Source organism: Vibrio harveyi NBRC 15634 = ATCC 14126 = KCTC 12724 (assembly GCF_001591145.1).
Lineage (GTDB): Bacteria > Pseudomonadota > Gammaproteobacteria > Enterobacterales > Vibrionaceae > Vibrio > Vibrio harveyi.
On sequence record NZ_BCUF01000006.1, the window covers coordinates 58,322 to 83,383 of the forward strand.

Sequence of the window (25,062 nt, forward strand, 5' to 3'; positions counted from 1 at the left end):
TTAGTTTAAGCCGTCGTAATCGCAATGATGCCAAAAGAGAGTAAAACTGCGAATACCGTAACGACGATGAGTAGGGCTGATTTTAGATCGTGTTCCATAGACACCTCCTTTTGTTGTAACAAATTAATAACACCAGTGTGAATTATGTTCAAGAATTGCCTAATTTAGTCGCACGATTTTGACTAAGGCATCACAATTAGCTTAGTCATAATAAGGAGATAGCAAATGAACAATAAAATTGGCTGGCTAGTTGGGAGTGTATTATTGGGCTGTTCTATGGCAGCTCAAGCAAACGTTATCGTCACTCCCTACATTGGCTTCACGGGAGGAGGCAAAGTAGAAGATGAAAACAATCGCACCTACGATCTTGACCCTTCAATTAACTACGCTTTATCGGTAGAGACTCCTTTTGAAATGGGTCGCTTAGGTTTATTCTATTCGAATCAGTCTTCTGAACTACAAGATGTGAACAACTCAGCAGACATCCATTACCTGCAGTTTCAAAGCAGCATCTACTATCCAGTGGCGACAGGTTGGCAAAGTTATGTTGGCCTTGGATTAGGTGCTTCATATGCTGATGCTGATTGGGTGGATGACAAATACGGTTTCTCAGCTAGTGCTTTCGCAGGACTTGAGTACACATTTTCTAAAAACTTTGCATTGACCGCTCAAGTTCGTTGGTTAGGTACCGTTGTTGACAATGACACCTCAGGAGCATGCGTGCTTCCTACTGATGGTTCTTCTTGTGTAATCAAGTTTGAAACCGACTGGATGAACCAATTTCAATCCAATATTGGCTTTAGCTTCCGCTTCTAACGGCTTTCACTTCTAAAGAATCGTTTTGACGCCAAATCGTCTATAGGGTGTATCGAACGCAGAGATACGCCCTAATAATCAAAAAGAGTTTATTTGACCAAGATCACATCAATAAGACAGTCATATACTCTGAAAATAACCCCACCTCACTGATCAGATAACCTAGCAAATCACGATTTAACAATATTTAAACCAGATAAAATCTCGCCGTTAACATTTAGAATCTATTGCGATAAATAATGTAAAAAGTTAGTCTGAAGACAGAAAGCAGAAGAATATTTCAGCTTTTGCAAACACACATCAAAATTTAAAGCATTTAATTCTAATTCTTCATTGGCAAAACAAAGTAAAAAACCAGAAAGTAACAATAATACCGAGTTTAGGATAGAAAACTGACGGATAACAGTTGCCCTTTATTCTGCTGGGATTTACACCTGCCAAGAAGAGCTTCATTCCTTAGGGAGTTGTACAGGAGTCAAATATGAAGCGAGAACAATGGGGATCCCGTGCGGGATTCATCTTAGCTGCAGTCGGTTCAGCCATCGGTCTGGGTAACATCTGGCGTTTCCCTTATATGGCTTATGAGAACGGTGGTGGTGCCTTTTTTATTCCTTACCTTTTCGCCATGATTACTGCTGGTATTCCATTTATGATCCTGGAATTCAGTATGGGTCAAAAATACCGTGGTTCTGCTCCGAAAACATTAGCTAAAATCCACGTCAAGTTTGAGTGGCTTGGCTGGTTCCAAGTGGGTGTAGCTGCGGTTATCGCCGTTTACTACGTCGCTGTTATTGGCTGGGCAATTTCTTACTTTGGTATGTCGTTTACCCAAAGTTGGGGTTCTGACACCAATGCTTTCTTCTTTAGTGAATACCTAAAACTTGGTGATAACTCACCAACGGATTTGGGCAGCATTCAATGGAAGATCGCAGTATCCATGCTGATTGCTTGGGCAATCACCTACACGGCCATTGTGAGTGGTGTTAAATCGGGTATCGAACGAGCATCAAAAATCATGATGCCAATCTTGTTCATCATGGTCGTGTTCTTGATCGGTCGTATGATTTTCCTTCCTGGGGCACTAGATGGCGTAAACTACATGTTTGAGCCTGATTTCAGTAAGATTTGGGACGTGAAAGTGTGGGCAGCTGCGTACGGGCAGATCTTCTTTACCCTAAGTATCGGCTTTGCCATCATGCTAGCGTATTCCAGTTATCTGCCTGAGAAATCAGACATCACGAATAACGCCTTCATGACTGTCCTTATCAACTGTGGTTTCTCCATCTTAGCCGGTATCATGATCTTCTCAGTGCTTGGTTACATGGCTCAAGAGCAAGGTAAACCACTGACTGAAGTCGTCTCTGCTGGTGTTGGCCTTGCGTTCGTAACGCTACCTGCCGCTATCAATTTGTTACCAGCGCCATATATTCTTGGTCCTCTGTTCTTCTTTGCTCTCGTTGTAGCTGGCTTAAGCTCGCACATCTCAATCATGGAAGCGGTAACATCTGCAGTTATCGATAAACTGAAATGGAGCCGTAAAAAAGCGGCAAACGTGGTGATTGGTATTGGCTTTATTGTCTCAATGGCATTTGCAACAAACGGAGGTCTATTATTACTTGACCTTGTCGACCACTTTGCTAATAACGTCGGCATCATGGTTGGCGGTCTGGTTGAAATCGTCTTAATGGCTTGGCTACTTAAACAAGTGCCACAAGTTCGTGACTATGTAAATGAGCGTTCAGATTTCTCTATTGGTCAATGGTTTGTAGTCTGCCTACGTTTTGTTACTCCAATCATGCTAGCAATTATCCTAGCAACTAAGCTATATGCCCTTCTAACAGAAGGTTACGGTGGCTACGACCTAACTCTTGGCTGGGCAATGATTGCCGCGCTATTTGTGTTTGGTGTACTGATTAATGTGGTAAGCAAGGAGAAAGCGTAATGACAACAAGTGCAATTATTATGATGGTTATTGGTCTTGGCATCACTTGGGGTGGCGCAGCTGTGTGCATCAAGCGAGCGATGGATAAGCAGCAATAATACCGATCCTTTATCAAGAATAATGCCGGCGTTTATGCCGGCATTTTTGTATCTGCTTTAACTCAAAAGCTGTATTTAACCCCAAGAGCTCCACCAATTTGAAGATCGGGTCCTTTATACAGATCGAGCTCTGGATGAATTTGCGCATAGAGATCCCATCCTTTTGAAAGATCCCAATTCACGCCAAGCGGAACACGAAAACCAAATTCATCATCCCACTCGTACCAACCACCAACACCTACATACCAGGTCAGCGGCATATTTTGCTCAAAAGAACCACGTTTCGCGATATAGTCAAATGCCATACCGTCATTACCGATGATACCTCGATATTTATCATCGATTTCAACTACGACACTCAATTGCTGATCCACTGCCATACCAACGGAAAAATTCGTCGGTTGGTTTGCTGCCATACTTACACTAGGTAACAGTGCTGCTGCCAGCATTATTTGTTTTTTCATACACGTCATCACTCTAAAAAAAACGGCGTGCATAATTCAAACATGATTTAGTTTTGGTATGTCAGCAATGAGTAAGGGAGAGGTACGAAAAACGCTACAACTGTAAGGCTGCGTATTGTGTCACGATGTGGGACGTTAAATTAAAGATAAGCCGTTAGTCGTCGTGGTTTCAGCATGAAAAACAGGCACAAAAAAAGGAGACCGAAGCCTCCTCTTTTCTATGAATGACTGAGATTAGCCGTGGTTACGAATCCACTCATCCATTTCAGTTTTTAGGTTATCAGACTTAGTACCGAAGATAGCCTGAACACCACCTGCTACAACTACAACACCAGCAGCGCCTAGTTGTTTTAGCTTGTCTTGGTCAACAGCAGCTGTATCAGCTACCGCTACACGTAGACGAGTGATACATGCGTCTAGACCAGTGATGTTTGCTTTGCCGCCGAATGCTGCAACAAGCTCACCTGCCATGTCAGAACCAGAAGTTGCAACAGCTTCTTCAGATTCATCTTCACGACCTGGAGTTTTAAGGTCAAGAGCAGTGATTACTGTGCGGAATACTACGTAGTAGATTACAGCGTAAACTAGACCAACAGCTACCATCAGCCCCATCTTCTGAGCGTGACCAGATAGAACTAGGAAATCGATCAGACCATGTGAGAATGAAGTACCGTGTACGAAGCCTAGAGTGTTAGCAACAACGTATGCAGAACCAGCTAGTAGAGCGTGGATACCGTATAGTACAGGAGCAACGAATAGGAATGAGAATTCGATTGGCTCAGTAATACCAGTTAGGAATGAAGTCAGTGCAGCTGACGCCATGATACCCATTACTTTCGCGCGGTTTTCTGGTTTAGCACAGTGAGCAATAGCGATTGCTGCAGCTGGTAGACCAAACATCTTGAACATGTAACCACCCGCTAGCTGACCGAAGCCATTACCAGCAGCACGAGATGCATCATCTGCAACTAGGTAACAAGTTAGTACGCCGTTTTGAGTTTCACCAGCAGCGTTCACACAAGTACCTGCTTCGAAGAAGAATGGTACGTTCCATACGTGGTGTAGACCGAATGGGATTAGAGAACGCTCAACTACGCCGTAGATACCGAACGCAAGCTGTGGGTTTTGGTGTGCAGCCCAGTCAGAGAATGCAGAGATTGCACCGCCGATTGGTGGCCATACGATAGATAGTACAACACCTAGGATGATCGCAGCGAAACCAGTGATGATTGGCACAGCACGCTTACCAGCGAAGAAGCCAAGGTACTCTGGAAGTTGGATTTTGAAGAAACGGTTGAATGCCCAAGCAGCAACACCACCGACAAGGATACCACCTAGTACACCTGTGTCGATTTTCTCAACGCCCATGATGCCAGCCATAACGCCTAGCGTTGCTGTCATGATACCGTAACCAACGATAGCAGCTAGACCAGCTACGCCGTCGTTGTTTGTGAAGCCTAGTGCTACACCAACAGCAAATAGAAGTGCCATTTGACCGAATACTGAACCACCAGCTTGTTCCATTAGGTTAGAAACCACTTCTGGAATAAAGCTTAGGTGGGCAGCACCAACACCTAGTAGGATACCTGCGACTGGTAATACTGATACTGGTAGCATCAGAGCTTTACCAACTTTTTGCAGGTTTGCAAAAAGGTTCTTAAACATGTTTATGCTCCTGATAAATTATAAGTATTATTTGGGCACTAACGGCACACCCCCGTAGCCTAAATGTTAGCACCCAATGAAAATGTAACCACACGTTGCATTATATTTTCCGGCTCTAAATATATATTGATGGCCCTCAAACTTTCCACACAGTTACGAAATTTAGTTTCAAAACAAGCCGCAGATCACACCTAAAAACCGTCGATGAAAAGGTTTGCATTAAACTTATATTATTGTTTTATAAAGATTTTATTATCTACATAATTAATTTTAAGGCGTAAATAAAATAAAGGTCGATGTTATTTTTAGTAACAAAATTACATTTGAGGGATTTGGATGCGGTTAAATCAACAAATTTAGTAAACATTAAACTAAATGATCTTTTTGGTGCATTTATCAACAAAAAAGGGGCAAAAGCCCCTTTTTTAATCTGCCTATTGATTTTTCATCGCAAAAAAAGATTTCGGAAATTTTCGCTGGTTTTTTGCCCAACTTCAGACAAGGCACACTCTTTCAGCTGTGCAATATAGGCAGCAACTTCGACAACATAGGCTGGTTGGTTCTCTTTTCCACGATGTGGAACAGGGGCAAGATACGGAGAATCCGTCTCAATAAGCAACTTTTCAAGAGGTAGGGCTTTCACAACATCCTTCAATTCCGTCGCTTGGCGGAAAGTCACAATACCTGAAATTGAGATGTAAAACCCTAAATCGAGTGCAGCTTCTGCAAAAGGCAGATCTTCAGTAAAACAGTGTATGACGCCACCACATTTTTCGGCTCCGCCATTGCGTAGAATTTCTAATGTATCTTCACGTGCATTACGAGTATGAATAATCAGTGGTTTGTTTAATTCTACCGCTAGGTCAACTTGCTGCTCAAAACGCTCTTTCTGCAGTGCGGCGGTCTCTGGTTTGTAATGGTAATCCAGCCCCGTTTCACCGATCGCCACAACTTTTTCATGGGATGCGTACTCTCGTAAGATATCCATCGAAAAGGCACTTTCAACATCAAGAGGATGAACACCACAAGACGCGTGAACGTTATTGTAAGGTGTGATCATTTCGAGCATTTTAGGGAAAGAGTCCAAAGTCACACCAACGGACAATAACTCAGTAACATTAGCTTGCTTAGCTTTGTTGATAACGTCTTCAACATTAATATGAAGGTCATCGTAATTCAATTTGTCTAGATGACAGTGCGAATCTACGAACATAATGCCTCTCGTGATTCAATTAACCAATTCATAGATACTAGCTCAAGGTTTAAGCCTGGAAAGGTTTGTCGTTGAGCTTTCAATTCAAGCAGCTTTTGGGCCGCTTGATACAGACCGTTATATCTACCGGGCTGAAACTGAGCGGCGCCAGGAAGCAGATCCACTTCCGTAACACCAAATTGTGCTTTCTGAGCATCGGTCAACAAATACCACGCCCAGTCTAACGCTTTGTCTGGATTCTTAGCCATTAACGTCGCGCACTGAAATACATCTGACAAAGGCGAAGACAAAGTCTCAATCAAGCAGCGCTCAAACGCTTGATACTCATCCAGCTCACCACTTTTTGCTGCTTCCAGCGTATTTATCGGTGAACCCATATTCAACTTAAGCGCATAAGGGGGCACTTGAGAAGCCCCTTGCTCACTCATCCAGCTCATAGCTTGCTCTGTTGAAGGCGTAGCCACGACCCATTGCTGACAGCGACTTTGAATCGTTGGCAGTAATCGCTCATGGTTCTGTGTAACAAGCAAGAACAAACACTTCTGCCCTGGTTCTTCTAGTGTTTTCAACAACGCATTGGACGCAGACTCGTTCATTGCTTCCGCAGGTTCAATAATGAACACGCGATATCCATTTAGCTGTGATGATTCATGAGCAAGACGATTACAAGCGCGGATCTGATCAACCGTAATTGATTTGCCTTCTTTTTCCGGCTTAACCCAATGTAAGTCTGGATGACTATTAGATTGAGTTAGCTGACAACTGTGGCAAAAACCACACGCCTCACTGGTGTAGTTTTGGCACAAAAGAGAGTGGCTGAAGAGTTCAACCAGTTTTTCAACTGCCAGTCCTTTCTCACTTTGTAGTAACAAAGCTCCAGGAACTCGCTCTGAATCCAAACTGATTTTGAGGTTATCCCAAACGGGCTGTAACCATGGAAAGTCATTTAACATGAATCACCTCAATCTACCCTCAGCTTACTGAGCTGCAAGCCATGCATTTAGTGCAGCTCTGATATCATGTGCCACTTCGTCAATCGACTGCTCTGCATTGATAACTACGATAGAGTCATCTGCATTAGCCAACTCTAGGTAACGCTCACGAGTGCGTTCAAAGAAGCTGATGTCCATTTTCTCAATTCGATCTAGCTCACCGCGACCACGAGCACGCTCAAGACCAACACGAGGATCGATATCCATGTACAACGTAAAAGCAGGTTTGAACTCACCAAGCGTAGTGTCGCGTAAGTTTTTCATCAGCGACGCATCGATTTGACGACCACCACCTTGGTAAGCTTGAGAAGACAAGTCATGGCGGTCACCCACCACCCATTGATTGTTTGCAAGTGCTGGCTTGATTACATTTTCCACTAGCTGGACACGAGCTGCGTAGAGTAAAAGCAGCTCCGTCATATCTTTCAAATCTTCGCCTTCGTGCTCTTCTTTAACCAATGCACGCATCTTTTCAGCGAGAGGGGTTCCGCCGGGCTCACGAGTATTAACGATATTTTCAATACCTGCAGCTTTCAGCGTATCCAAAACCGTTTTGATTGCCGTACTTTTACCCGCGCCTTCTAGGCCCTCAACGACAATAAAGTTTGCTTTCATCATTTGTTCTTTCTTAGTTCTCTTAAATAGGCACGTACAGCACGGTTGTGCTCAGCAAGGGATTTCGAAAATACATGTCCGCCCTTCCCACTTGCTACGAAATATAGATAGTTACTGTTTTCAGGGTTTAACGCGGCTTCAATCGAAGCTTCACCCGCCATGGCAATCGGCGTTGGTGGCAAACCATTGATTGTGTATGTGTTGTATGGTGTAGGAGTACGCAAATCTTTCTTGCGGATATTACCATCATAGGCATCTCCCATACCGTAGATAACTGTAGGGTCTGTTTGTAGACGCATACGTTTATTAAGACGATTCACAAATACAGATGCGACACGCTCACGCTCCGAGTCTATCGCCGTCTCTTTTTCAATGATAGAAGCAAGAATCAGCGCTTCGTATTTGTCTTTTAGTGGCAGTTTCTCTTGGCGCTCTTCCCACTGAGCATCCAAAATCTTGTTCAGCTTACTATGAGCACGCTCTAAGATCTGACTCTCACTTGTACCAGCTGTGTAGTGATAGGTTTCGGCAAGGAATAAGCCTTCAAGCTTTTCGCGCTCTATCCCCAGCTTTTCAGCCATCTGCTTTTCCGATAATCCGGTCAAATCATGTTTGACATAAGGCGCTGCACTTAACTGCTCAACCCACTCAGAAAAGCGACTGCCTTCCACAAAGGTAATCGCAAACTGATGTTCTTTACCTGTGTTTAGTTGTTCCAACGTGTCATATAGAGAGGTGTTAGGTTCTAGTTGGTAAGTGCCTGCTCGCACCTGAAGAAGCTCCGGATAGAGATGAGGCATTAAACGAGTGTAGTCTGAAGCTTCGATGATGTTACCTTTCGCCAAGTCACGCATTACTCGGTGAAAGCTGGTGCCATTTTCAACGGTAAACAGCTGAGGCTGCTCAATAAGAATTGGCGAGTTAACGTATTGCTTAGTCTGTGAAACAACGTAAAAAACACTTGCTGCACCAATAACGGCAATCAGTACAACAAACGCAAACAGTTTTTTAATCACGTATTTAGATTCCCTTGAAGTCGTCGAGTCAATTTCCCAATTGGAAAGTCAATCTTGTTCTCTGGTGCTGAAATACCGGAAACCGGTGCTACACCCAATAGTGAATTACACATCCACACCTCATCTGCATCGAGCAAATCTGTCAGTGTGAAATCGGCTACCTGCACTGAGTAACCTTCGCTTTGGAGATATTCCAAAACCTTACGGCGCATCACGCCAGCCACACCGGATAAACACAAACCGGGTGTGAACACCTTTTCATCTTTAACCCAAAAAAGGTTTGCCATTGTAGTTTCAATGACATGATTTTGCACATTTAACGTCACAGCATCAGCAAATTCAGTACCATCAATTTCTGCCTTTGCGAGCACCTGCTCTATACGGTTATTGTGCTTATGTCCGGCAAGTAATGGCTGGATTCCAAGTCGGATTTCACAAACACCTAATTGCACGCCACGCTCTTGCCAAGCAAGGTAGTGAGCAGGGAATGTAAAATTCGAGATAGTGACAACCGGACCTTCGACACCGCTAGGACTATACCCTCGACCACCACAACCGCGGCTAATATGAATTTTGATTCCGGCAGATTCATCTTTTAAAGTTGCCGACATCGCCCAATCCAAGACCGTACGCCAATCAGGAAAAGGGATTTGTAATGTCGTTAAGCATGCTTCCATACGTTCAACATGCGCTTGCCAATGCTCCAACTGCCCTTTTTTGGTTTTGATGGTAGAGAAACAGCCATCACCATATTGGAAAGAGCGGTCACCGAGTGGAACATGTGTTTGTGGCAGTCCATTTACCCAGAACATTCAGATACCCTTGCTTTCTGATCGACAAATAAAACAAAACGGCTCAATGCTAAGCATCGAGCCGTTAGAATACAAGTATCGCTACTCTAAAACTGTGTTAGAGACTTTTACTCAGCGATTTTTTTGAATACAAGCGAACCGTTAGTACCGCCGAAGCCGAACGAGTTACAGATTGCGTATTCCATATCAACTTTGCGCGCAGTATGCGGCACAAGGTCGATATCTAAACCTTCTTCTGGATCATCTAGGTTAATCGTTGGTGGAACAATTTGATCTACCAATGAAAGAACCGTGATGATTGCTTCTACTGAGCCTGCTGCACCTAAAAGGTGACCAGTCATAGATTTAGTAGAAGAGACAAGAACCTGCTTAGAGCCTTCTTCACCAAGTGCGCGTTTCACACCCTTGATTTCAGCCACATCACCTGCTGGTGTTGATGTACCGTGAGCGTTCACGTAACCAACTTGAGTACCTGTGATGTTTGCGTCACGCATCGCCGCTTCCATTGCCAGTGCGCCACCAGAGCCATCTTCACTTGGAGAAGTCATGTGGTAAGCGTCACCAGACATACCGAAGCCAACAAGCTCTGCGTAGATCTTAGCACCGCGCGCTTTTGCGTGTTCGTACTCTTCAAGAACCATCACGCCCGCACCGTCACCTAGAACGAAGCCGTCACGACCTTTATCCCAAGGACGTGATGCTTTTTGCGGTTCATCGTTACGAGTCGATAGTGCTTTTGCAGCACCGAAGCCTGCCATACCAAGTGGAGTAGATGCTTTTTCTGCACCACCAGCAACCATAGCTTCCGCATCACCGTATGCAATCATACGAGCCGCGTGACCGATGTTGTGAAGACCTGTAGTACATGCAGTAGAGATCGCGATGTTAGGACCACGAAGACCACGCATGATAGATAGGTTACCCGCAACCATGTTTACGATGGTCGAAGGAACAAAAAATGGGCTAACTTTGCGAGGACCTTTCTCAACTAGCGCTGAGTGACCTGCTTCGATTAGGTCTAGACCGCCAATGCCTGAGCCGATTGCTACACCAACTCGAGCCGCGTTTTCTTCGGTAATTTCTAAGCCAGAGTCATCCAATGCTTGGATACCCGCAGCAATGCCGTACTGGATAAACAAATCCATTTTACGAGCATCTTTCTTAGACATGTACTCTGTGCAATCAAAATCTTTTACAAGACCAGCAAAACGAGTCGAGAAGTTCGTTGCATCGAAATGCTCGATGTTTACGATACCGCTTTGACCTTCTAGCAGGGCTTTCCAAGATGATTCTACTGTGTTGCCTACCGGTGACAACATACCCATGCCAGTGACAACTACACGACGCTTGGACACGATATAATTCTCCGGGAATTGAATGTTTCTATGAGAGGATAGAAGAAGTTAGAAAGAACACAGGCGGTCTAGGAGACCGCCTGGGAGAGATAATTACTGAGCGCTGTTTACGTAGTCGATTGCAGCTTGAACAGTAGTGATTTTCTCTGCTTCTTCATCAGGAATCTCAGTGTCGAATTCCTCTTCTAGAGCCATTACTAGCTCTACAGTGTCTAGAGAATCAGCACCTAGATCGTCAACGAAAGAAGCTTCGTTTTTAACTTCTGCTTCGTCTACACCTAGCTGTTCAACAATGATTTTCTTTACGCGTTCTTCGATGTTGCTCATTTTTCTTTTCCTTTACAGATTTCGCCTAATGCGATGATTCCGTAGTTTATTCGAACTATTGAAGTTTGCAAGGGGCTCCTTGCTGGTCAAACCACAAAATTAGCGAATTTAACCGAATTTCAATACATTTTTGACTTAAATCATGCACAAATCTTGCGCATGAGCATGACAACTTAATGACAGTTAACAGCAACTATAGGCTATTTTTCATAAAGTAAAATAGCTTATTTTGCACGAACTGTGCATTAAACCATGTACATGCCACCATTTACATGCAAAGTTTCACCAGTAATGTAAGCCGCTTCAGGTGAAGCAAGGAATACAACTGCTGATGCAATTTCACGAGGGTCACCTAGACGACCTGCTGGCACGTTCGACAACGTTGCTGCACGTTGGTCGTCATTTAGCGCCTTAGTCATGTCAGTTTCGATGAAACCTGGAGCAACCGTGTTCACTGTTACACCACGAGAAGCCACTTCACGAGCCATTGATTTAGTGAAACCAATCACACCCGCTTTTGCTGCTGCATAGTTTGTTTGACCAGCGTTACCCATAGTACCAACAACAGAACCTACGTTGATGATGCGACCTGCGCGTTTTTTCATCATGCCACGTAGAACCGCTTTAGACATGCGGTAGATTGGCGTTAGGTTTGTATTGATGATGTCGTTCCACTCGTCATCTTTCATACGCATTAGCAAGTTATCGCGCGTGATACCAGCGTTGTTTACTAGAATATCGATTGCACCAAACTCATCATTGATGGCTTTTAGTGTTGCTTCGATAGACTCAACGTCAGTTACGTTAAGTGCTAGACCTTTACCGTTTTCACCTAGGTACTCGCTGATCGCCGCTGCGCCGCCTTCAGAAGTCGCAGTACCGATTACCGTTGCACCGCGTTCAACAAGAAGTTCAGCAATCGCACGACCAATGCCACGGCTTGCGCCTGTCACTAGAGCGATCTTACCTTCTAGATTCATCATGTTGTGTTTTCCTTTTCTTATCGTGAACAGATTACTTAGCGGCTTCTAGCGACGCTACGTCGTTAACTGCTGCTGCGCTTAGTGTTTTCACGATACGTTTAGTCAGACCTGTCAGAACTTTGCCAGGACCAAGCTCAAGAAGATTTTCTACACCTTGCTCGTTCATTAGCTGCACGCTCTCAGTCCAACGAACTGGGCTGTGAAGTTGACGAACAAGTGCGTCTTTGATTTTTGCAGGATCAGTTTCAGCCGCCACATCAACGTTGTTGATAACCGGAAGTTGTGGTGCGTTGAATTCGATAGACTCTAGCGCGACAGCTAGTTTCTCTGCTGCAGGTTTCATTAGTGCGCAGTGTGAAGGCACTGAAACAGGAAGAGGAAGTGCACGCTTAGCACCTGCTTCTTTACATAGTGCACCAGCACGTTCTACCGCGTCTTTACTACCTGCGATAACAACTTGACCAGGTGAGTTGAAGTTTACTGGAGAAACGACTTCACCTTGTGCTGCTTCTTCACAAGCTTTTGCAATTGCTTCGTCATCTAGACCGATGATCGCGTACATTGCACCAGTACCCGCAGGTACCGCTTCTTGCATCAGTTGACCACGTAGCTCAACCAGTTTGATTGCTTCTTTAAAGTCAATCACGCCAGCACACACAAGCGCTGAGTACTCACCTAGGCTGTGACCCGCTAGGTTTGCTGGTTGCTCAAGACCAAGCTCTTGCCATACACGCCAGATAGCAACAGATGACGCTAGCAACGCTGGTTGAGTACGGAAAGTTTGGTTTAGATCTTCTGCAGGTCCATTTTGAACAAGCGCCCATAGGTCGTAACCTAGTGCGTCAGATGCTTCTGCAAATGTTTGTTTTACTACGTCATATTGTTCGCCTAGATCAGCAAGCATACCAACTGCTTGAGAACCTTGACCTGGAAATACGATAGCAAACTTGCTCATGTTGTTTTCCTTTAAGCAAAGTAAAAAGAAATAAGATGCACCGTAGCGCATCTTAAATTTTGAATCTTGTGAAACTTAGAATTTCACCAGGGCAGAACCCCAAGTGAATCCGCCGCCAAACGCTTCAAGAAGCAAAGTTTGACCACGTTTAATACGACCATCACGTACCGCCTCATCCAGTGCTGTTGGCACGGTTGCTGCTGATGTGTTGCCGTGTTTATCAAGTGTGATCACGACTTGGTCTAGTGACATCGAAAGCTTTTTCGCTGTCGCTGAAATAATGCGGTAGTTTGCTTGGTGCGGAACCAACCAGTCTAGTTCAGACTTGTGCATATCGTTTGCTTCAAGCGTGTCTTTCACTAACTTCGAAAGCTGAGTTACTGCCACTTTGAAAACTTCGTTACCCGCCATGTGCAGCCATTTATCTGCATCTTTACCACGCTCAGGTACAGGAAGGCTCAGAAGATCACCAAATTGACCATCTGAATATACGTGTGTCGAAATGATGCCAGGTTCTTCGCTCGCACCAATTACCACCGCGCCTGCCGCATCACCAAATAAGATGATAGTTGAGCGGTCAGCCGGATCACACGTTTTCGATAATGCGTCAGCACCAATCACAAGTACGTTTTTACACATACCTGATTTGATGTGTTGGTCAGCTACAGACATTGCGTATACAAAGCCTGAACAAGCAGCGGCTAAGTCGAAAGCAGGACAACCTTTAATGCCAAGCTTTGCCTGCACCTGACACGCAGATGAAGGGAAAGTATGGCTACTGCTCGTGGTAGCAACGATAATTAGGTCGATATCATTTTTATCAATGCCGGCCATATCGATAGCGTTTTCAGCTGCGTAGAATGCCATGTCCGCAACAGTTTCATCTTCTGCTGCAATTCGACGCTCTTTAATACCCGTGCGAGCTACGATCCACTCGTCACTTGTATCTACCATTTTCTCTAGGTCTGCGTTAGTACGCACCTGAGATGGCAGGTAGCTGCCAGTACCTAAAATTTTGCTATACATGAAGACTAATAATGCCTCTCGAGTAAAACCGCTTCCAAACGATCGCTAATACGGCTTGGTACTTGTCGTTTGACCTCGTGTACTGCCTCGCCAAGTGCATTGACAATCGCAGATACATCCGCACTTCCATGGCTTTTTATGACAATGCCGCGCAATCCTAGCAAACTTGCGCCGTTATACTGGTCGGGGTTCAGTGTTTTTAGTTCATTAAATAGCCGAGAAAACAACTTTCTAGCAATCCAACCCTTAATCGTCGATTCCATCATGCTGGTTTTTAGTTTTTCGATGAAGAGTTGAGCTGTTCCCTCGCTGGCTTTTAAGCATACGTTACCGACAAAGCCATCACAAACAATGACATCGGCTACGTCATGCAAAATTTGATTACCTTCAATATAACCGACAAAGTTGATGGCGTCGGTTTGAGAAAGCATTTCAGCACAGCGTTTGACTAAATCGTTACCTTTGATTTCTTCTGCGCCAATGTTCAGCACCGCAACACGAGGAGGTCGACCTAGGTGTTCTTCTGCTAATGCACTGCCCATCACGGCAAACTGGAATAAACTGTCGGCATCACACGACACATTTGCTCCCAAATCTAGCATCCAGGTGCGTTTTCCACTGATGGTCGGTAACGCAGAAACTAAAGCAGGACGCTCAATACCAGGAAGCAGCTTAAGAATAAAACGTGACAGCGCCATCAATGCGCCGGTGTTACCACCACTCACACAAGCATCAGCTTCATTTTCAGAAACCAGATCAATCGCCATACGCATAGAGCTATTTTGGCTATTGCGAAGGGCCAAAGACGGTTTTTCTGAATTAGAAATCACTTTCTCGCTATGAAGAATGCTCAAACGAGAACTGGTAGAGGTACCAAGTTGAGATAATTGAGACGTGATCAGAGATTGATCACCTATAAGAATCACTTTTAGCTCTGGGAAATGAGACAGTGCCTGCACGGCGGCAGGCACTGTTACGCGTGGACCGAAATCCCCGCCCATTGCATCAAGTGCAACGGTAATACTTTGCAAAGGTTCAACCTTACTTGTTGATAACCTTTTGACCACGGTAGTAACCTTCAGCAGTTACGTTGTGGCGTAGGTGAGTTTCACCAGAAGTCGCGTCTACAGATAGTGCAGCTGTAGTTAGCGCATCGTGTGAACGACGCATACCGCGCTTAGAACGAGTTTTACGGTTTTTCTGTACGGCCATTGACCCTACTCCTATACTATTGGGTTAAAAACCTAAAGAAGAAGCGGCTACCACACCAGTTACTTTTTCAGATTTTTCAAAACGTCGAATGGATTCGGTTTTTCTTCCTCAATTTCTTCAGGAATTTCACCAAAAACCATGTTATTTGAGTCAACGCTACAATCCGCATCATCGTGCATTGCGATTTGAGGTAATGTTAAGATGAACTCGTCTTCAACCAGTTGTATAAGGTCTAATTCACCGTACTCATTTAGATCTACCAAATCATAAATTTCTGGTGCTTCCTCTTCCGTCTTCTCACCGTAGTAAGGAGTGTAAAGGAATTCAACTTCACACATGTGTGTGAATACCTCATTACAACGCTGACACTCTAAATCAACTTCGATGTTAGCTTTACCAGAGATAACAACAAGTCGCTGTTCATCAATATCAAATGACAATGAGACTTCTGCGTCGCGTTTTACGCCTTCAGTTGTTTCCGCTAAGCGCTTGAAAAGACTAGCTTGGATGATGCCATCGTAATCTAATCGTTTCTGTGCGGACTTTGCTGGATCAACCGTTCGCGGTATTTTTACCTTTTGCATAGGGCGCGAATATTATCTTCCAAATCAAAATTAGTCAAAGAAAAAGGCAAAAAAGTTGTACTTTTTTACGCTTAACATATAGAGCATTAGCCAGAATCAATTTTGATCGATTATCCTATTGGAAATGCTCGCGTGAATTGTAATTCAAAATGAAAAATTACCAACTGGTTTTAGCCTCAACTTCCCCTTTTCGTAAACAACTGCTGGAAAAGCTATCAGTACCGTTTACTTGTTTATCTCCGCAATGCGATGAGACCCCCTTCCCCAACGAAACGCCTTTAGATTTGGTGCAAAGGCTTGCGATTGGAAAAGCGACGTCTTGTGATACCGACCAAGACAGCTTGGTGATCGGGAGCGATCAAGTTTGTGTTATTGACGACAAGATAGTCGGCAAACCATTAGACCGAGAGAATGCCATCAAGCAATTATTGGCTCAAAGCGGTAAAACCATCACTTTTTATACTGGGCTTGCGGTACATAATACAGCCACGAATCACACTGAAGTCGGCTTCGACACCTTCGAAGTTCATTTTAGAGATTTGACGCTTGAACAGATTGAACGATACGTCGACAGAGAAGAACCATTTTATTGTGCTGGCAGCTTTAAAAGCGAAGGAATGGGAATTTGTCTTTTCAACAAATTAGCCGGCAAAGATCCGAATACGCTAGTAGGCCTGCCTCTCATTGACTTGATCGACATGCTACAAAAGCAAGGGTTTGAGGTTTTGTAAAAAGTACTATGTAAAAGATATTGTGTAATAGGTATTGATAGTTAATAAACGTTAAAGGGTTGGCATGAGAAAGCGCCAACCCTTTTTTAAATGCCAGTGCGAGAAGATTAAAATCACAGCGTCAAACTAATCACTCTATATCTAAGATAGAGATTCCCGACAATGCTCTTTCGTCGCTCTCGGGAAAAACGCTGTGTCAGCCCATCCCTCTAAAAATAAGAATTACCCACTTAGATTCAGAAGTCGCAGCGCGTCATCCTCAAGAGTGAGAAACGAGCGAGTTGGGGATCTCTTTTCTCATCTTTCGAAGCGAAGCAGTCTTGCTATCCCATAGGGTGAAGCCCGCTCTCACCTCTACTTCTTACGCAGACCCGCGAGTACTTTCTCTAATCTCGCTTCCATCGGCGCATTGATTTCCATCCACTCATCATTCGATGGGTGCTGGAACTTGATGTTCGCTGCATGAAGGAACAAACGGTCTAAGCCCACTTGCCCAGTGTAAGCATCGAAGCGACGGTCGCCGTAGCGATCATCCCATGCAATTGGGTGACCCGTGTATTGAGTATGCACACGAATTTGGTGAGTACGACCGGTAATTGGGCTAGCTTGGATAAGCGTTGCTTGGTCAAACTTTTCCAGAATCTTGAATCGAGTTTCTGACGGCTTCCCATTTGGGTTCACACGCACGATGCTATTCACTTCGTTTTTAAGTAGCGGCGCATTCACGACCTTACAGCTGCTTTTCCACTCCCCCATCACAAGGGCAAAGTAGAACTTCTTCACGGTCTTTTCGCGAAATTGCGCTTGCAGATGGCGCAATGCTGAACGCTTCTTAGCCACCAATAAAATACCAGAAGTATCGCGGTCGATACGATGAACAAGTTCAAGGAAGCGAGCTTGCGGACGTAACGCACGAAGTGCCTCGATAGCACCAAATTTAAGACCACTGCCACCATGCACAGCTGTACCAGAGGGCTTATTTAGAATCAGCATATGATCGTCTTCAAAAATGATCATATGTTCTAGCTCTGCTACTTTGTTCAACTTAGTGCTTGGCGCAACGTCGTCCTCTTTTTTCTCTACCGTTACTGGTGGAATACGTACGAGATCGCCAGCCTTGAGTTTGTACTCGGCTTTAATACGCTTTTTGTTAACGCGCACTTCCCCCTTACGCACGATTCGGTAAATCATGCTCTTAGGGATATCTTTTAATTGGTTACGCAGAAAATTATCAATGCGTTGACCTGCCATATCTTCGTCGATATCAACGAACTGGACTTTTGTTCTTATTTCGCTCATGCGCGGTATTGTAAACCCAAATCTGTGCGACTTCACATTATTCTTGCTGCAAAAGAAACACTCGTTGTCATAAATTGTTCTAAAACTCGCCAAGCTTTTGTTTAGATTATTAAAAGTCTTTATCAACTTCTCGTTTTGATTTGTGTCTTTCTCAGTTTGCAAGACTCAAGTGCTTATGAAACAGCCAGTTATAAATTACAAAAATTGAATTTAGCGCCAAATTTTCCATCGTTTGCGCTAAAGCAGATTGCTGATATCCACCTGCACTGCTATAGTTCACAGCTGCTAAGGAAGGTTTGGTTACATTTTGTTCATTACCAATCATTTATCCCCAAGCAATGTGAGTAGATTGTTGAACGTCAGGTGCAGCATTGGCGTAAGACACGTTGAGTTCAACACACTTGTCACTCTACTCCTCGCATATTCACGTTGAGTATCTACCGCCCGAATAGCGGGTCACAAGTTAACGTTTCCAACGAAACCCAAAGCAATTTGTGATGACTGAAGTGCCCTAGAGCATCCCCTTCCAGCCGGGAGGCTGCAAAATATAAGCCATGGGATCAGGCACCGTGAAAGAGCGAAAAGCCAGTGACAAGTTGAAAAGAAAGATAAAAGAAAAGACAACGAGAAATTTTCAATGAAAAGAATGTTAATTAACGCAACTCAAAAAGAAGAGTTGCGTGTCGCTCTGGTTGATGGCCAGCGACTTTTCGATCTTGATATCGAGAGTCCGGGTCATGAATCTAAAAAAGCGAATATCTACAAAGGACGTATCACACGTATCGAACCAAGCTTAGAAGCCGCATTTGTTGATTACGGTGCTGAGCGTCACGGTTTCCTCCCTCTCAAAGAAATTGCCCGCGAATATTTCCCAGAAGGTTACACTTACCAAGGTCGCCCAAGCATTAAAGAAGTGCTGACTGAAGGTCAAGAAGTTATCGTTCAAGTGGAAAAAGAAGAACGTGGTAGTAAAGGCGCAGCTCTAACTACTTTCATTTCTCTTGCGGGTAGCTATCTTGTTCTTATGCCTAATAACCCTCGTGCCGGCGGTATTTCTCGTCGTATCGAAGGTGACGAGCGTACTCAACTAAAAGCCGCTTTAAGCACGCTAGAACTGCCTCAAGGCATGGGTCTAATCGTACGTACTGCTGGCGTTGGTAAGAGTGCAGAAGAGCTTGAGTGGGACTTGAACGTACTACTTAACCACTGGGGTGCAATTAAAGGTGCAGCAGATTCTAACCCTGCTCCTTTCCTAATCCACCAAGAAAGTAACGTAATCGTTCGTGCAATCCGTGACTACCTACGTCGTGATATCGGTGAAATCCTAATCGACAGCAACACCATTTATGAGCGTGCTAAAGAGCACATCAAACTGGTACGTCCTGATTTCATCAGCCGCGTTAAGAAATACGAAGGCGAAGTACCACTATTCAGCCACTACCAGATCGAAAGCCAAATTGAATCGGCTTTCCAACGTGAAGTGCGCTTACCATCAGGTGGTTCTATCGTAATCGACCCAACGGAAGCTCTAACATCTATCGATATCAACTCGGCTCGCGCAACCAAAGGCGGCGATATCGAAGAAACAGCGCTTAATACTAACCTAGAAGCAGCAGACGAAATCGCTCGTCAATTGCGTCTACGTGACCTTGGTGGTTTGGTGGTTATCGACTTTATCGATATGACACCGGTGCGCCACCAGCGTGAAGTTGAAAACCGTCTGCGTGAAGCCGTTCGTCTAGATCGTGCTCGTGTACAAATCGGTCGCATTTCCCGCTTTGGTCTGTTGGAGATGTCTCGTCAGCGTTTGAGCCCATCTCTAGCAGAAGCAAGCCACCATATTTGTCCTCGTTGTAGCGGTACAGGTGTTGTTCGTGATAACGAATCTCTAGCACTTTCTGTACTTCGCCTGATCGAAGAAGAAGCTCTAAAAGACAATACAGCCCAAGTACTAGCAGTAGTGCCTGTGCCGATCGCATCTTACCTTCTGAACGAAAAACGTCGCTCGGTCAACCACATCGAACGTATTCAAGAAGTGAAGATTACGGTTGTGCCAAACTCAGACATGGAAACGCCTCACTTCGAAGTTATCCGTGTTCGAGAAGGCGAAGAGTTTGACCTGCTTTCTTACCTACTTCCTAAGAAACTGGAAGCAATGAAAGAAGCAGAAGGCAAAGAGCCAGCAGAGGTTGATGTCAAGCCTAAGCGTATCGAAGAGCCTGTATTAAAAGGTTTTGCTTCGCCAGCGCAAACTGCTCCTACGCCAGCAGCAACTTCTAAACCTGCTCCAGCAGCGAAGAAGAAAGAAGCAGCTCCGCAAGAAGAAAAACCAGGTCTATTCAGCCGTCTGTTTAAAGCAATTGGTAGTTTCCTATTCAGTGGTTCTGAAGAAGTTAAAGAAGAACCTAAGAAAGAAGAGAAAAAACCAAACCGCGATAACAAGCGCAACAAGCGTGACCGCAACGATCGTCGTCGCAACAACAACCAGCGTGATAACCGCGAAGGTCGTGACAACCGCGATAACAAACGTCGTCGTAAACCGCGTGAAGAACAAGCGACTGAACAGAACGAAACACAACAGCAGCCTAACAAGCAGCAAAACCGCAACCAGAAACGTAAACCTAGAGCTCAACAAGCTGAAAAAGCACAAGAGCCTAAAGTTAACGCGAAAGTCGCGGAAAAAGGTCTGCAGCTAGCTGCTGAAGCTCGTACTGGTTCAGAAGCGAAGCCGGAAGAAAATAAAGCGAAGTCAAACGCAAAAGCAGAGAAAGTGAAGGAGCGCCGTCAACGTCGCAAGCTAAACAAATCTGTACGTGTTAAAGACCAGCAAGCGGCTGAGCAAGCAGAACAGGAAGTACCAGTACAACCTGTTGAAGCAGTTGAAGCAACTGTTGAGAAGCCAGTTGAGGCAGCAGCAGAAGCGCAACAAGACAACAAAGCAGAGTCTAAGCAGCGTCGTAACCGCCGTTCACCACGTCACCTACGTGCAAGTGGTCAACGTCGTCGTCGTGGTCGCGATCGTCGTCCTAACCCATTCCGCCTACGTAAAGGTGGTGTAGCATCTCCTGAGATGGCAATGGGTAAAGTGATGCCACGTTACATTCCAAAACCAGCGCCTAAGAAGGAAGAGCGAGTGAAGGAAGAAGCAGTGGTAACGGCAGCAGCAGTTCCTGCAATTCAAGGTGGTTTTGCTTGCCCTGAAATGGCGATGGGTAAAGTAATCATCCGTCATGAACAACCTGCAGTTGTTGAAGCACCAGCAGTTGAAACGAAAGTTCAAGAATCTGTAGAAGCGAAAGTAGAAGCGAAAGTAGAAGCGCCTGTTGCGGAAGTGCCAGTGGTAGAGGATGCCGTTGCTGAGCAAGCTGAAGCTACAGTAGTTGAAACAACGCAAGTAGAGCCAATCGTTGAAGCACCTGTTGTCGAAGTGACTGAATCTGCTGTTGAAACAGCTCCAGCTCAGGAACCAGCCATTGAAGTGGCAGAAGAAGCGGTAACAGAAGTTACAGCAGAAACGCCAGTAGAAACGCAAGAACCTAAAGCAGAAGTTATCAAAGTAGCTGCTAAGCCACGCGCTAGTGCTCCAATGACTAAAGCGCCAGGTCCTCAAGAGCTTCGCGAAATTACGGTTACAGCGGCACCGTTTAAAGCTGAGCGCTACGCACCGAAAGGCGCAGGTAGCCAAGTAGCAACAAACCGTGCATCAGCAGTAATGACAAAACCGAACTTTAACTAAGTTTTACTTTGTCATCGCATTAAGCGAAATACGAAACAAAAGGCTGCCAATCGGCAGCCTTTTTTGTTGAAGTAAGTGTTAACTCTAATTAGCTATATTAATATCAATGACTGATCACATTTGTGCGTCAATATCCCCTTCATTGTTGAACTTAATCACACTTTTCGGTAGCATTCGCCGACTCAAGTTTTCGACACCATTCTGATGCGGCTCTTTTTTTAATACGGTTTGTGCTGATAGAAGTGACTTCACTTTCACCAGCAGTACTTGTGCAAATACGAATATGTGTCGGGAGAAATTCATCGCCAAGAGAACTCAATACAAAACATGTTCGAATTTCCTCAATTTTCTAAGCACTCCGTAAAAAACGACGTGCTATCAGGTCTAACTGTTGCGCTCGCATTGGTTCCTGAAGCCGTAGCATTTGCATTTGTTGCTGGTGTAGACCCTATGGTTGGTCTTTACGCAGCCTTTATTGTCGGTCTTATCACCTCTATTTTCGGTGGTCGACCAGGTATGATTTCCGGTGCGACTGGCGCAATGGCAGTTGTTATGGTGTCGCTTGTTGCAACTCACGGTGTTCAATATCTATTTGCCGCAATTATGTTGGCGGGTATTCTTCAAATTGCAGCCGGTCTATTTAAGCTAGGTAAATTTATCCGAATCGTTCCTCACCCGGTGATGATTGGTTTCGTAAACGGTCTGGCTATCGTTATCTTCCTTGCACAACTAGGTCAGTTCAAAGCACCAGACCTTAACGGTATGCTAACGTGGCTACCACAAGACCAAATGCTGCTAATGCTAGGTCTGGTTGCGCTAACAATGGCTATCATTCACTTCCTACCGAAGATCACAACGGCAGTGCCTTCTTCTCTGGTTGCGATCGTGACCGTTACTGCACTTGTTGTTGGCTTGGATCTAGAAACACGTACCGTAGTTGACTTCCTACGTACTATGTCTGGCGATGAAGCAGCGACTTTGGCGGGTTCTCTTCCGACCTTCTCTATTCCAGCGGTACCTTTCACTCTAGAAACTCTGCAAATCATTTTGCCTTACGCAATCATCCTTGCCGCTATCGGTCTGATCGAGTCTCTGTTGACACTAACAGTGCTGGACGAAATGACTAACACTCGCGGTCAATCTAACCGTGAATGTATCGGTCAAGGTATGGCAAACATGACGTGTTCTGTGTTTGGTGCAATGGGTGGTTGTGCGATGATTGGTCAGTCAATGATCAACGTAAACTCAGGTGGTCGTGGTCGTCTATCAGGCATCGTTGCGGCTATCGCTCTGCTAATGTTCATCCTGTTTGCTTCTTCACTCATTGAGATGATTCCACTTGCTGCACTCGTTGGTGTCATGTTCATGGTGGTTATCGGTACATTCGAATGGGCAACCTTCAAACTTGCACGTCGCGTACCTAAGCAAGATTTCTTCGTTATCGTTCTTGTAACAGTAGTGACGGTGCTGACTGACCTAGCTGTTGCAGTAGCCGTGGGTGTGATTGCATCTGCGCTAATGTTTGCATGGCAACATGCTAAGCACATCTACGCAGATACGCGTCTAAATGAAGAGGGCTCAAAAGAGTACAAGATCCACGGTCCTATCTTCTTTGGTTCTGCGGCAAACTTCCTAGAATTGTTTAACGCACATGGCGATCCAAAAGACATCATCGTTGATTTCGCGGACTCTCGCGTAACAGACCACTCTGCTATCGAAGCGATTGAAACGTTGGCTGAGCGTTACGCCGCACTTGGTAAAACACTTCACCTACGTCACTTGAGCCCTGATTGCCGTAAGCTACTAGATAAAGCAGGTAGCTTGGTTGAAATCAACGTAAAAGAAGACCCAAGCTATAAGGTTGCAACCGACGTACTTGCAGGTTAATAAAAACAAAAAGGGATGAGCATGACTCATCCCTTTTGCTATCAATTTAAGCTAATAAATACTCAGATTTTTTTCAAAATCGCTTCTGACGCCTCTTCAATCAAATCCAGTACCAGTTCAAAACCAGCATCGCCACCGTAATATGGGTCTGGGATCTCGTCATAATCAGAGTCACCATGACTTAAAAACAACGACACTTTAGGACGGTGTTCTACCGGGCAAATATCCAATAGATCGGCGAGATTGGCTTTGTCTGCAGCTAACACCATATCAAATTCATCGAAGTCCCCAACTGTTACCTTGCGAGAACGCATTCCTTTGAACGAATAACCGCGTTGCTTTCCCGCTTGCATGGCGCGAGCATCAGGCGGATTTCCGGCGTGGTAACCAATGGTCCCTGCAGAGTCCACTTCCACTGATATGCCCAGTTCTTTGGCTTTAGATCTTAATACCGCTTCACCAGTTGGCGAACGACAAATATTTCCCATACAAACAACGAGTAATTTCTTCATTTTATTCCCTGAATTATCGATGGTTTTTCTTCATCAACTGTTGGTCTATCATAACGAGATAATTCAATGAACCCAAATCGGCTTGGGTCAGTTCAAAAAAGGAATTGAGGAAGCATTATGTCTATCGACGAAAACAAAGAAGCACGCCACAAGGCGCGCCAACAAAAAGTAAAAGAGCAGGTAGACGCGAAAATCGCAGCCGCCCAAGAGGAGAAAGGTTTATTACTGATCATCACTGGTAATGGGAAAGGCAAATCGACTTCCGGTTTTGGTACAATTGCGCGTGCAGTTGGTCATGGTTTGAAGTGCAGCGTAGCGCAGTTTATCAAGGGTACATGGGATAACGGTGAGCGTAACCTACTTGAAAAGCTAGGTGTTGAGTTCCAAGTTATGGCAACAGGCTTTACTTGGGAAACCCAAAACAAAACAGCCGATACTGAAGCCGCCCAACTTGTTTGGCAAGAATGTAAGCGTATGCTTGCCGATGAATCAATTGATGTGGTTCTGTTCGACGAACTAACGTATATGGTGAGTTACGGGTACATAGACTTAGACGAAGTCGTCGAAGCACTAAATAATCGCCCTAAAATGCAATCGGTCGTCATTACAGGACGTGGAGCGCACCGTACTTTGATTGAAATGGCAGATACAGTATCAGAAGTGAAAAACGTTAAGCACGCCTTTGAATCCGGAGTTAAAGCTCTGAAAGGCATAGATTGGTAAGCGTCCGCCGTTGCTTCCAAAAAGACTAAAAACTAAAAAGGGTTGGCTCAATGCCAACCCTTTTACTTTACCTATATCCTCATAAAGAAGCTTGGTCCT

Annotated in this window: 26 protein-coding genes; 7 read left to right on the forward strand and 19 right to left on the reverse strand. The window is 44.8% G+C overall.

Annotated features, from left to right (window positions below):
* Positions 1-5: 5 nt before the first annotated feature.
* Entirely contained in the window at positions 6-98 is a 93-nt protein-coding gene (gene cydH, locus VHA02S_RS25730; RefSeq protein ID WP_005444835.1) for a cytochrome bd-I oxidase subunit CydH, read from the reverse strand.
* 127 nt (positions 99-225) lie between these two features.
* Between cydH and VHA02S_RS04960 the strand changes: the two genes are divergently transcribed.
* The 3 genes from VHA02S_RS04960 to VHA02S_RS25735 all read left to right on the forward strand — a co-directional run bounded on the left by VHA02S_RS04960 (position 226) and on the right by VHA02S_RS25735 (position 2,856).
* Positions 226-816, forward strand: coding sequence for an outer membrane protein (locus VHA02S_RS04960; protein WP_017817853.1), 591 nt, complete (start codon positions 226-228; stop codon positions 814-816).
* A gap of 481 nt (positions 817-1,297) precedes the next feature.
* Positions 1,298-2,758 (forward strand): sodium-dependent transporter, encoded by a 1,461-nt coding sequence (locus VHA02S_RS04965; RefSeq protein ID WP_038897692.1) that lies wholly within the window; start codon positions 1,298-1,300, stop codon positions 2,756-2,758.
* Complete coding sequence (locus VHA02S_RS25735) at positions 2,758-2,856, forward strand: MetS family NSS transporter small subunit (protein WP_005444829.1); 99 nt, start codon at positions 2,758-2,760, stop codon at positions 2,854-2,856. The genes VHA02S_RS04965 and VHA02S_RS25735 overlap by 1 nt, the downstream gene beginning before the upstream one ends.
* Positions 2,857-2,918: 62 nt before the next feature.
* Here the strand turns inward: VHA02S_RS25735 and VHA02S_RS04970 are convergent, their stop codons facing one another.
* From VHA02S_RS04970 to yceD, 15 genes are all read right to left on the reverse strand, one after another.
* Positions 2,919-3,320 (reverse strand): hypothetical protein, encoded by a 402-nt coding sequence (locus VHA02S_RS04970; RefSeq protein WP_005444828.1) that lies wholly within the window; start codon positions 3,318-3,320, stop codon positions 2,919-2,921.
* Positions 3,321-3,554: 234 nt separating this feature from the next.
* Positions 3,555-4,985 (reverse strand): PTS glucose transporter subunit IIBC, encoded by a 1,431-nt coding sequence (gene ptsG, locus VHA02S_RS04975; protein WP_005439576.1) that lies wholly within the window; start codon positions 4,983-4,985, stop codon positions 3,555-3,557.
* Between the two features lie 445 nt (positions 4,986-5,430).
* Complete coding sequence (locus VHA02S_RS04980; protein WP_009698484.1) at positions 5,431-6,198, reverse strand: TatD family hydrolase; 768 nt, start codon at positions 6,196-6,198, stop codon at positions 5,431-5,433.
* On the reverse strand, positions 6,189-7,151 hold the full coding sequence (locus VHA02S_RS04985; RefSeq protein WP_038897691.1) for a DNA polymerase III subunit delta': 963 nt from the start codon (positions 7,149-7,151) through the stop codon (positions 6,189-6,191). Before VHA02S_RS04985 ends, VHA02S_RS04980 begins: the two co-directional genes overlap by 10 nt.
* Positions 7,152-7,175: 24 nt before the next feature.
* Complete coding sequence (gene tmk, locus VHA02S_RS04990; RefSeq protein ID WP_033001763.1) at positions 7,176-7,808, reverse strand: dTMP kinase; 633 nt, start codon at positions 7,806-7,808, stop codon at positions 7,176-7,178.
* Entirely contained in the window at positions 7,805-8,821 is a 1,017-nt protein-coding gene (gene mltG / locus VHA02S_RS04995; RefSeq protein ID WP_038897690.1) for an endolytic transglycosylase MltG, read from the reverse strand. Before mltG ends, tmk begins: the two co-directional genes overlap by 4 nt.
* Complete coding sequence (gene pabC / locus VHA02S_RS05000) at positions 8,818-9,633, reverse strand: aminodeoxychorismate lyase (RefSeq protein ID WP_038897689.1); 816 nt, start codon at positions 9,631-9,633, stop codon at positions 8,818-8,820. The genes mltG and pabC overlap by 4 nt, the downstream gene beginning before the upstream one ends.
* Before the next feature lie 107 nt (positions 9,634-9,740).
* Positions 9,741-10,988: a beta-ketoacyl-ACP synthase II gene (fabF, locus tag VHA02S_RS05005; RefSeq protein ID WP_005444811.1), complete on the reverse strand. Its 1,248-nt coding sequence runs from the start codon at positions 10,986-10,988 to the stop codon at positions 9,741-9,743.
* Between the two features lie 93 nt (positions 10,989-11,081).
* On the reverse strand, positions 11,082-11,315 hold the full coding sequence (gene acpP, locus VHA02S_RS05010; RefSeq protein WP_004406112.1) for an acyl carrier protein: 234 nt from the start codon (positions 11,313-11,315) through the stop codon (positions 11,082-11,084).
* A gap of 245 nt (positions 11,316-11,560) precedes the next feature.
* Positions 11,561-12,295, reverse strand: coding sequence for a 3-oxoacyl-ACP reductase FabG (fabG, locus tag VHA02S_RS05015; protein WP_038897698.1), 735 nt, complete (start codon positions 12,293-12,295; stop codon positions 11,561-11,563).
* A gap of 34 nt (positions 12,296-12,329) precedes the next feature.
* Complete coding sequence (gene fabD, locus VHA02S_RS05020) at positions 12,330-13,253, reverse strand: ACP S-malonyltransferase (RefSeq protein WP_005444801.1); 924 nt, start codon at positions 13,251-13,253, stop codon at positions 12,330-12,332.
* Between the two features lie 75 nt (positions 13,254-13,328).
* Positions 13,329-14,279 carry a beta-ketoacyl-ACP synthase III gene (locus VHA02S_RS05025; RefSeq protein ID WP_038897688.1) on the reverse strand — a complete coding sequence of 317 codons (951 nt, stop codon included), beginning with the start codon at positions 14,277-14,279 and terminating at the stop codon, positions 13,329-13,331.
* A 5-nt stretch (positions 14,280-14,284) separates the two neighbouring features.
* Positions 14,285-15,310 (reverse strand): phosphate acyltransferase PlsX, encoded by a 1,026-nt coding sequence (gene plsX, locus VHA02S_RS05030; RefSeq protein WP_005444797.1) that lies wholly within the window; start codon positions 15,308-15,310, stop codon positions 14,285-14,287.
* Positions 15,311-15,320: 10 nt separating this feature from the next.
* Positions 15,321-15,491: a 50S ribosomal protein L32 gene (rpmF, locus tag VHA02S_RS05035; RefSeq protein WP_005396978.1), complete on the reverse strand. Its 171-nt coding sequence runs from the start codon at positions 15,489-15,491 to the stop codon at positions 15,321-15,323.
* A 59-nt stretch (positions 15,492-15,550) separates the two neighbouring features.
* On the reverse strand, positions 15,551-16,075 hold the full coding sequence (gene yceD, locus VHA02S_RS05040) for a 23S rRNA accumulation protein YceD (RefSeq protein WP_005444794.1): 525 nt from the start codon (positions 16,073-16,075) through the stop codon (positions 15,551-15,553).
* A 149-nt stretch (positions 16,076-16,224) separates the two neighbouring features.
* Here yceD and VHA02S_RS05045 point away from each other — a divergent pair, with 149 nt between their 5' ends.
* A complete protein-coding gene (locus VHA02S_RS05045) occupies positions 16,225-16,806 on the forward strand; it encodes a Maf family protein (protein ID WP_005444793.1) in 582 nt (193 codons plus the stop codon).
* Positions 16,807-17,160: 354 nt separating this feature from the next.
* Here the strand turns inward: VHA02S_RS05045 and rluC are convergent, their stop codons facing one another.
* Together rluC and VHA02S_RS26100 are read right to left on the reverse strand one after the other, a co-directional pair.
* Complete coding sequence (rluC, locus tag VHA02S_RS05050; protein ID WP_005444789.1) at positions 17,161-18,105, reverse strand: 23S rRNA pseudouridine(955/2504/2580) synthase RluC; 945 nt, start codon at positions 18,103-18,105, stop codon at positions 17,161-17,163.
* Positions 18,106-18,256: 151 nt separating this feature from the next.
* Positions 18,257-18,430, reverse strand: coding sequence for a hypothetical protein (locus tag VHA02S_RS26100; RefSeq protein ID WP_017189381.1), 174 nt, complete (start codon positions 18,428-18,430; stop codon positions 18,257-18,259).
* Between the two features lie 312 nt (positions 18,431-18,742).
* On the opposite strand from VHA02S_RS26100, the gene rne reads away from it, so the two are divergent.
* Together rne and VHA02S_RS05065 are read left to right on the forward strand one after the other, a co-directional pair.
* Positions 18,743-21,841: a ribonuclease E gene (rne, locus tag VHA02S_RS05055; protein WP_038897687.1), complete on the forward strand. Its 3,099-nt coding sequence runs from the start codon at positions 18,743-18,745 to the stop codon at positions 21,839-21,841.
* Between the two features lie 327 nt (positions 21,842-22,168).
* Entirely contained in the window at positions 22,169-23,728 is a 1,560-nt protein-coding gene (locus VHA02S_RS05065; protein WP_005444782.1) for a SulP family inorganic anion transporter, read from the forward strand.
* A 62-nt stretch (positions 23,729-23,790) separates the two neighbouring features.
* Here the strand turns inward: VHA02S_RS05065 and VHA02S_RS05070 are convergent, their stop codons facing one another.
* Positions 23,791-24,240 carry a low molecular weight protein-tyrosine-phosphatase gene (locus VHA02S_RS05070; protein WP_005444780.1) on the reverse strand — a complete coding sequence of 150 codons (450 nt, stop codon included), beginning with the start codon at positions 24,238-24,240 and terminating at the stop codon, positions 23,791-23,793.
* Between the two features lie 117 nt (positions 24,241-24,357).
* Here VHA02S_RS05070 and cobO point away from each other — a divergent pair, with 117 nt between their 5' ends.
* Positions 24,358-24,963 carry a cob(I)yrinic acid a,c-diamide adenosyltransferase gene (gene cobO, locus VHA02S_RS05075; protein WP_005444774.1) on the forward strand — a complete coding sequence of 202 codons (606 nt, stop codon included), beginning with the start codon at positions 24,358-24,360 and terminating at the stop codon, positions 24,961-24,963.
* Positions 24,964-25,062: the final 99 nt, after the last annotated feature.

Bases quoted from the DNA above. Each gene is read 5' to 3' on its own strand.
- VHA02S_RS04985 (WP_038897691.1), bottom strand. From the start codon at position 7,151: ATGTTAAATGACTTTCCATGGTTACAGCCCGTTTGGGATAACCTCAAA.
- acpP (WP_004406112.1), bottom strand. From the start codon at position 11,315: ATGAGCAACATCGAAGAACGCGTAAAGAAAATCATTGTTGAACAGCTA.
- VHA02S_RS05065 (WP_005444782.1), top strand. From the start codon at position 22,169: ATGTTCGAATTTCCTCAATTTTCTAAGCACTCCGTAAAAAACGACGTG.
- VHA02S_RS05070 (WP_005444780.1), bottom strand. From the start codon at position 24,240: ATGAAGAAATTACTCGTTGTTTGTATGGGAAATATTTGTCGTTCGCCA.
- cobO (WP_005444774.1), top strand. From the start codon at position 24,358: ATGTCTATCGACGAAAACAAAGAAGCACGCCACAAGGCGCGCCAACAA.
- fabG (WP_038897698.1), bottom strand. From the start codon at position 12,295: ATGAATCTAGAAGGTAAGATCGCTCTAGTGACAGGCGCAAGCCGTGGC.
- cydH (WP_005444835.1), bottom strand. From the start codon at position 98: ATGGAACACGATCTAAAATCAGCCCTACTCATCGTCGTTACGGTATTC.
- rluC (WP_005444789.1), bottom strand. From the start codon at position 18,105: ATGAGCGAAATAAGAACAAAAGTCCAGTTCGTTGATATCGACGAAGAT.
- VHA02S_RS26100 (WP_017189381.1), bottom strand. From the start codon at position 18,430: ATGATTGGTAATGAACAAAATGTAACCAAACCTTCCTTAGCAGCTGTG.
- rne (WP_038897687.1), top strand. From the start codon at position 18,743: ATGAAAAGAATGTTAATTAACGCAACTCAAAAAGAAGAGTTGCGTGTC.
- yceD (WP_005444794.1), bottom strand. From the start codon at position 16,075: ATGCAAAAGGTAAAAATACCGCGAACGGTTGATCCAGCAAAGTCCGCA.
- VHA02S_RS04960 (WP_017817853.1), top strand. From the start codon at position 226: ATGAACAATAAAATTGGCTGGCTAGTTGGGAGTGTATTATTGGGCTGT.
- VHA02S_RS04980 (WP_009698484.1), bottom strand. From the start codon at position 6,198: ATGTTCGTAGATTCGCACTGTCATCTAGACAAATTGAATTACGATGAC.
- rpmF (WP_005396978.1), bottom strand. From the start codon at position 15,491: ATGGCCGTACAGAAAAACCGTAAAACTCGTTCTAAGCGCGGTATGCGT.
- tmk (WP_033001763.1), bottom strand. From the start codon at position 7,808: ATGATGAAAGCAAACTTTATTGTCGTTGAGGGCCTAGAAGGCGCGGGT.
- VHA02S_RS05025 (WP_038897688.1), bottom strand. From the start codon at position 14,279: ATGTATAGCAAAATTTTAGGTACTGGCAGCTACCTGCCATCTCAGGTG.
- VHA02S_RS05045 (WP_005444793.1), top strand. From the start codon at position 16,225: ATGAAAAATTACCAACTGGTTTTAGCCTCAACTTCCCCTTTTCGTAAA.
- pabC (WP_038897689.1), bottom strand. From the start codon at position 9,633: ATGTTCTGGGTAAATGGACTGCCACAAACACATGTTCCACTCGGTGAC.
- fabD (WP_005444801.1), bottom strand. From the start codon at position 13,253: ATGAGCAAGTTTGCTATCGTATTTCCAGGTCAAGGTTCTCAAGCAGTT.
- VHA02S_RS25735 (WP_005444829.1), top strand. From the start codon at position 2,758: ATGACAACAAGTGCAATTATTATGATGGTTATTGGTCTTGGCATCACT.
- VHA02S_RS04970 (WP_005444828.1), bottom strand. From the start codon at position 3,320: ATGAAAAAACAAATAATGCTGGCAGCAGCACTGTTACCTAGTGTAAGT.
- VHA02S_RS04965 (WP_038897692.1), top strand. From the start codon at position 1,298: ATGAAGCGAGAACAATGGGGATCCCGTGCGGGATTCATCTTAGCTGCA.
- ptsG (WP_005439576.1), bottom strand. From the start codon at position 4,985: ATGTTTAAGAACCTTTTTGCAAACCTGCAAAAAGTTGGTAAAGCTCTG.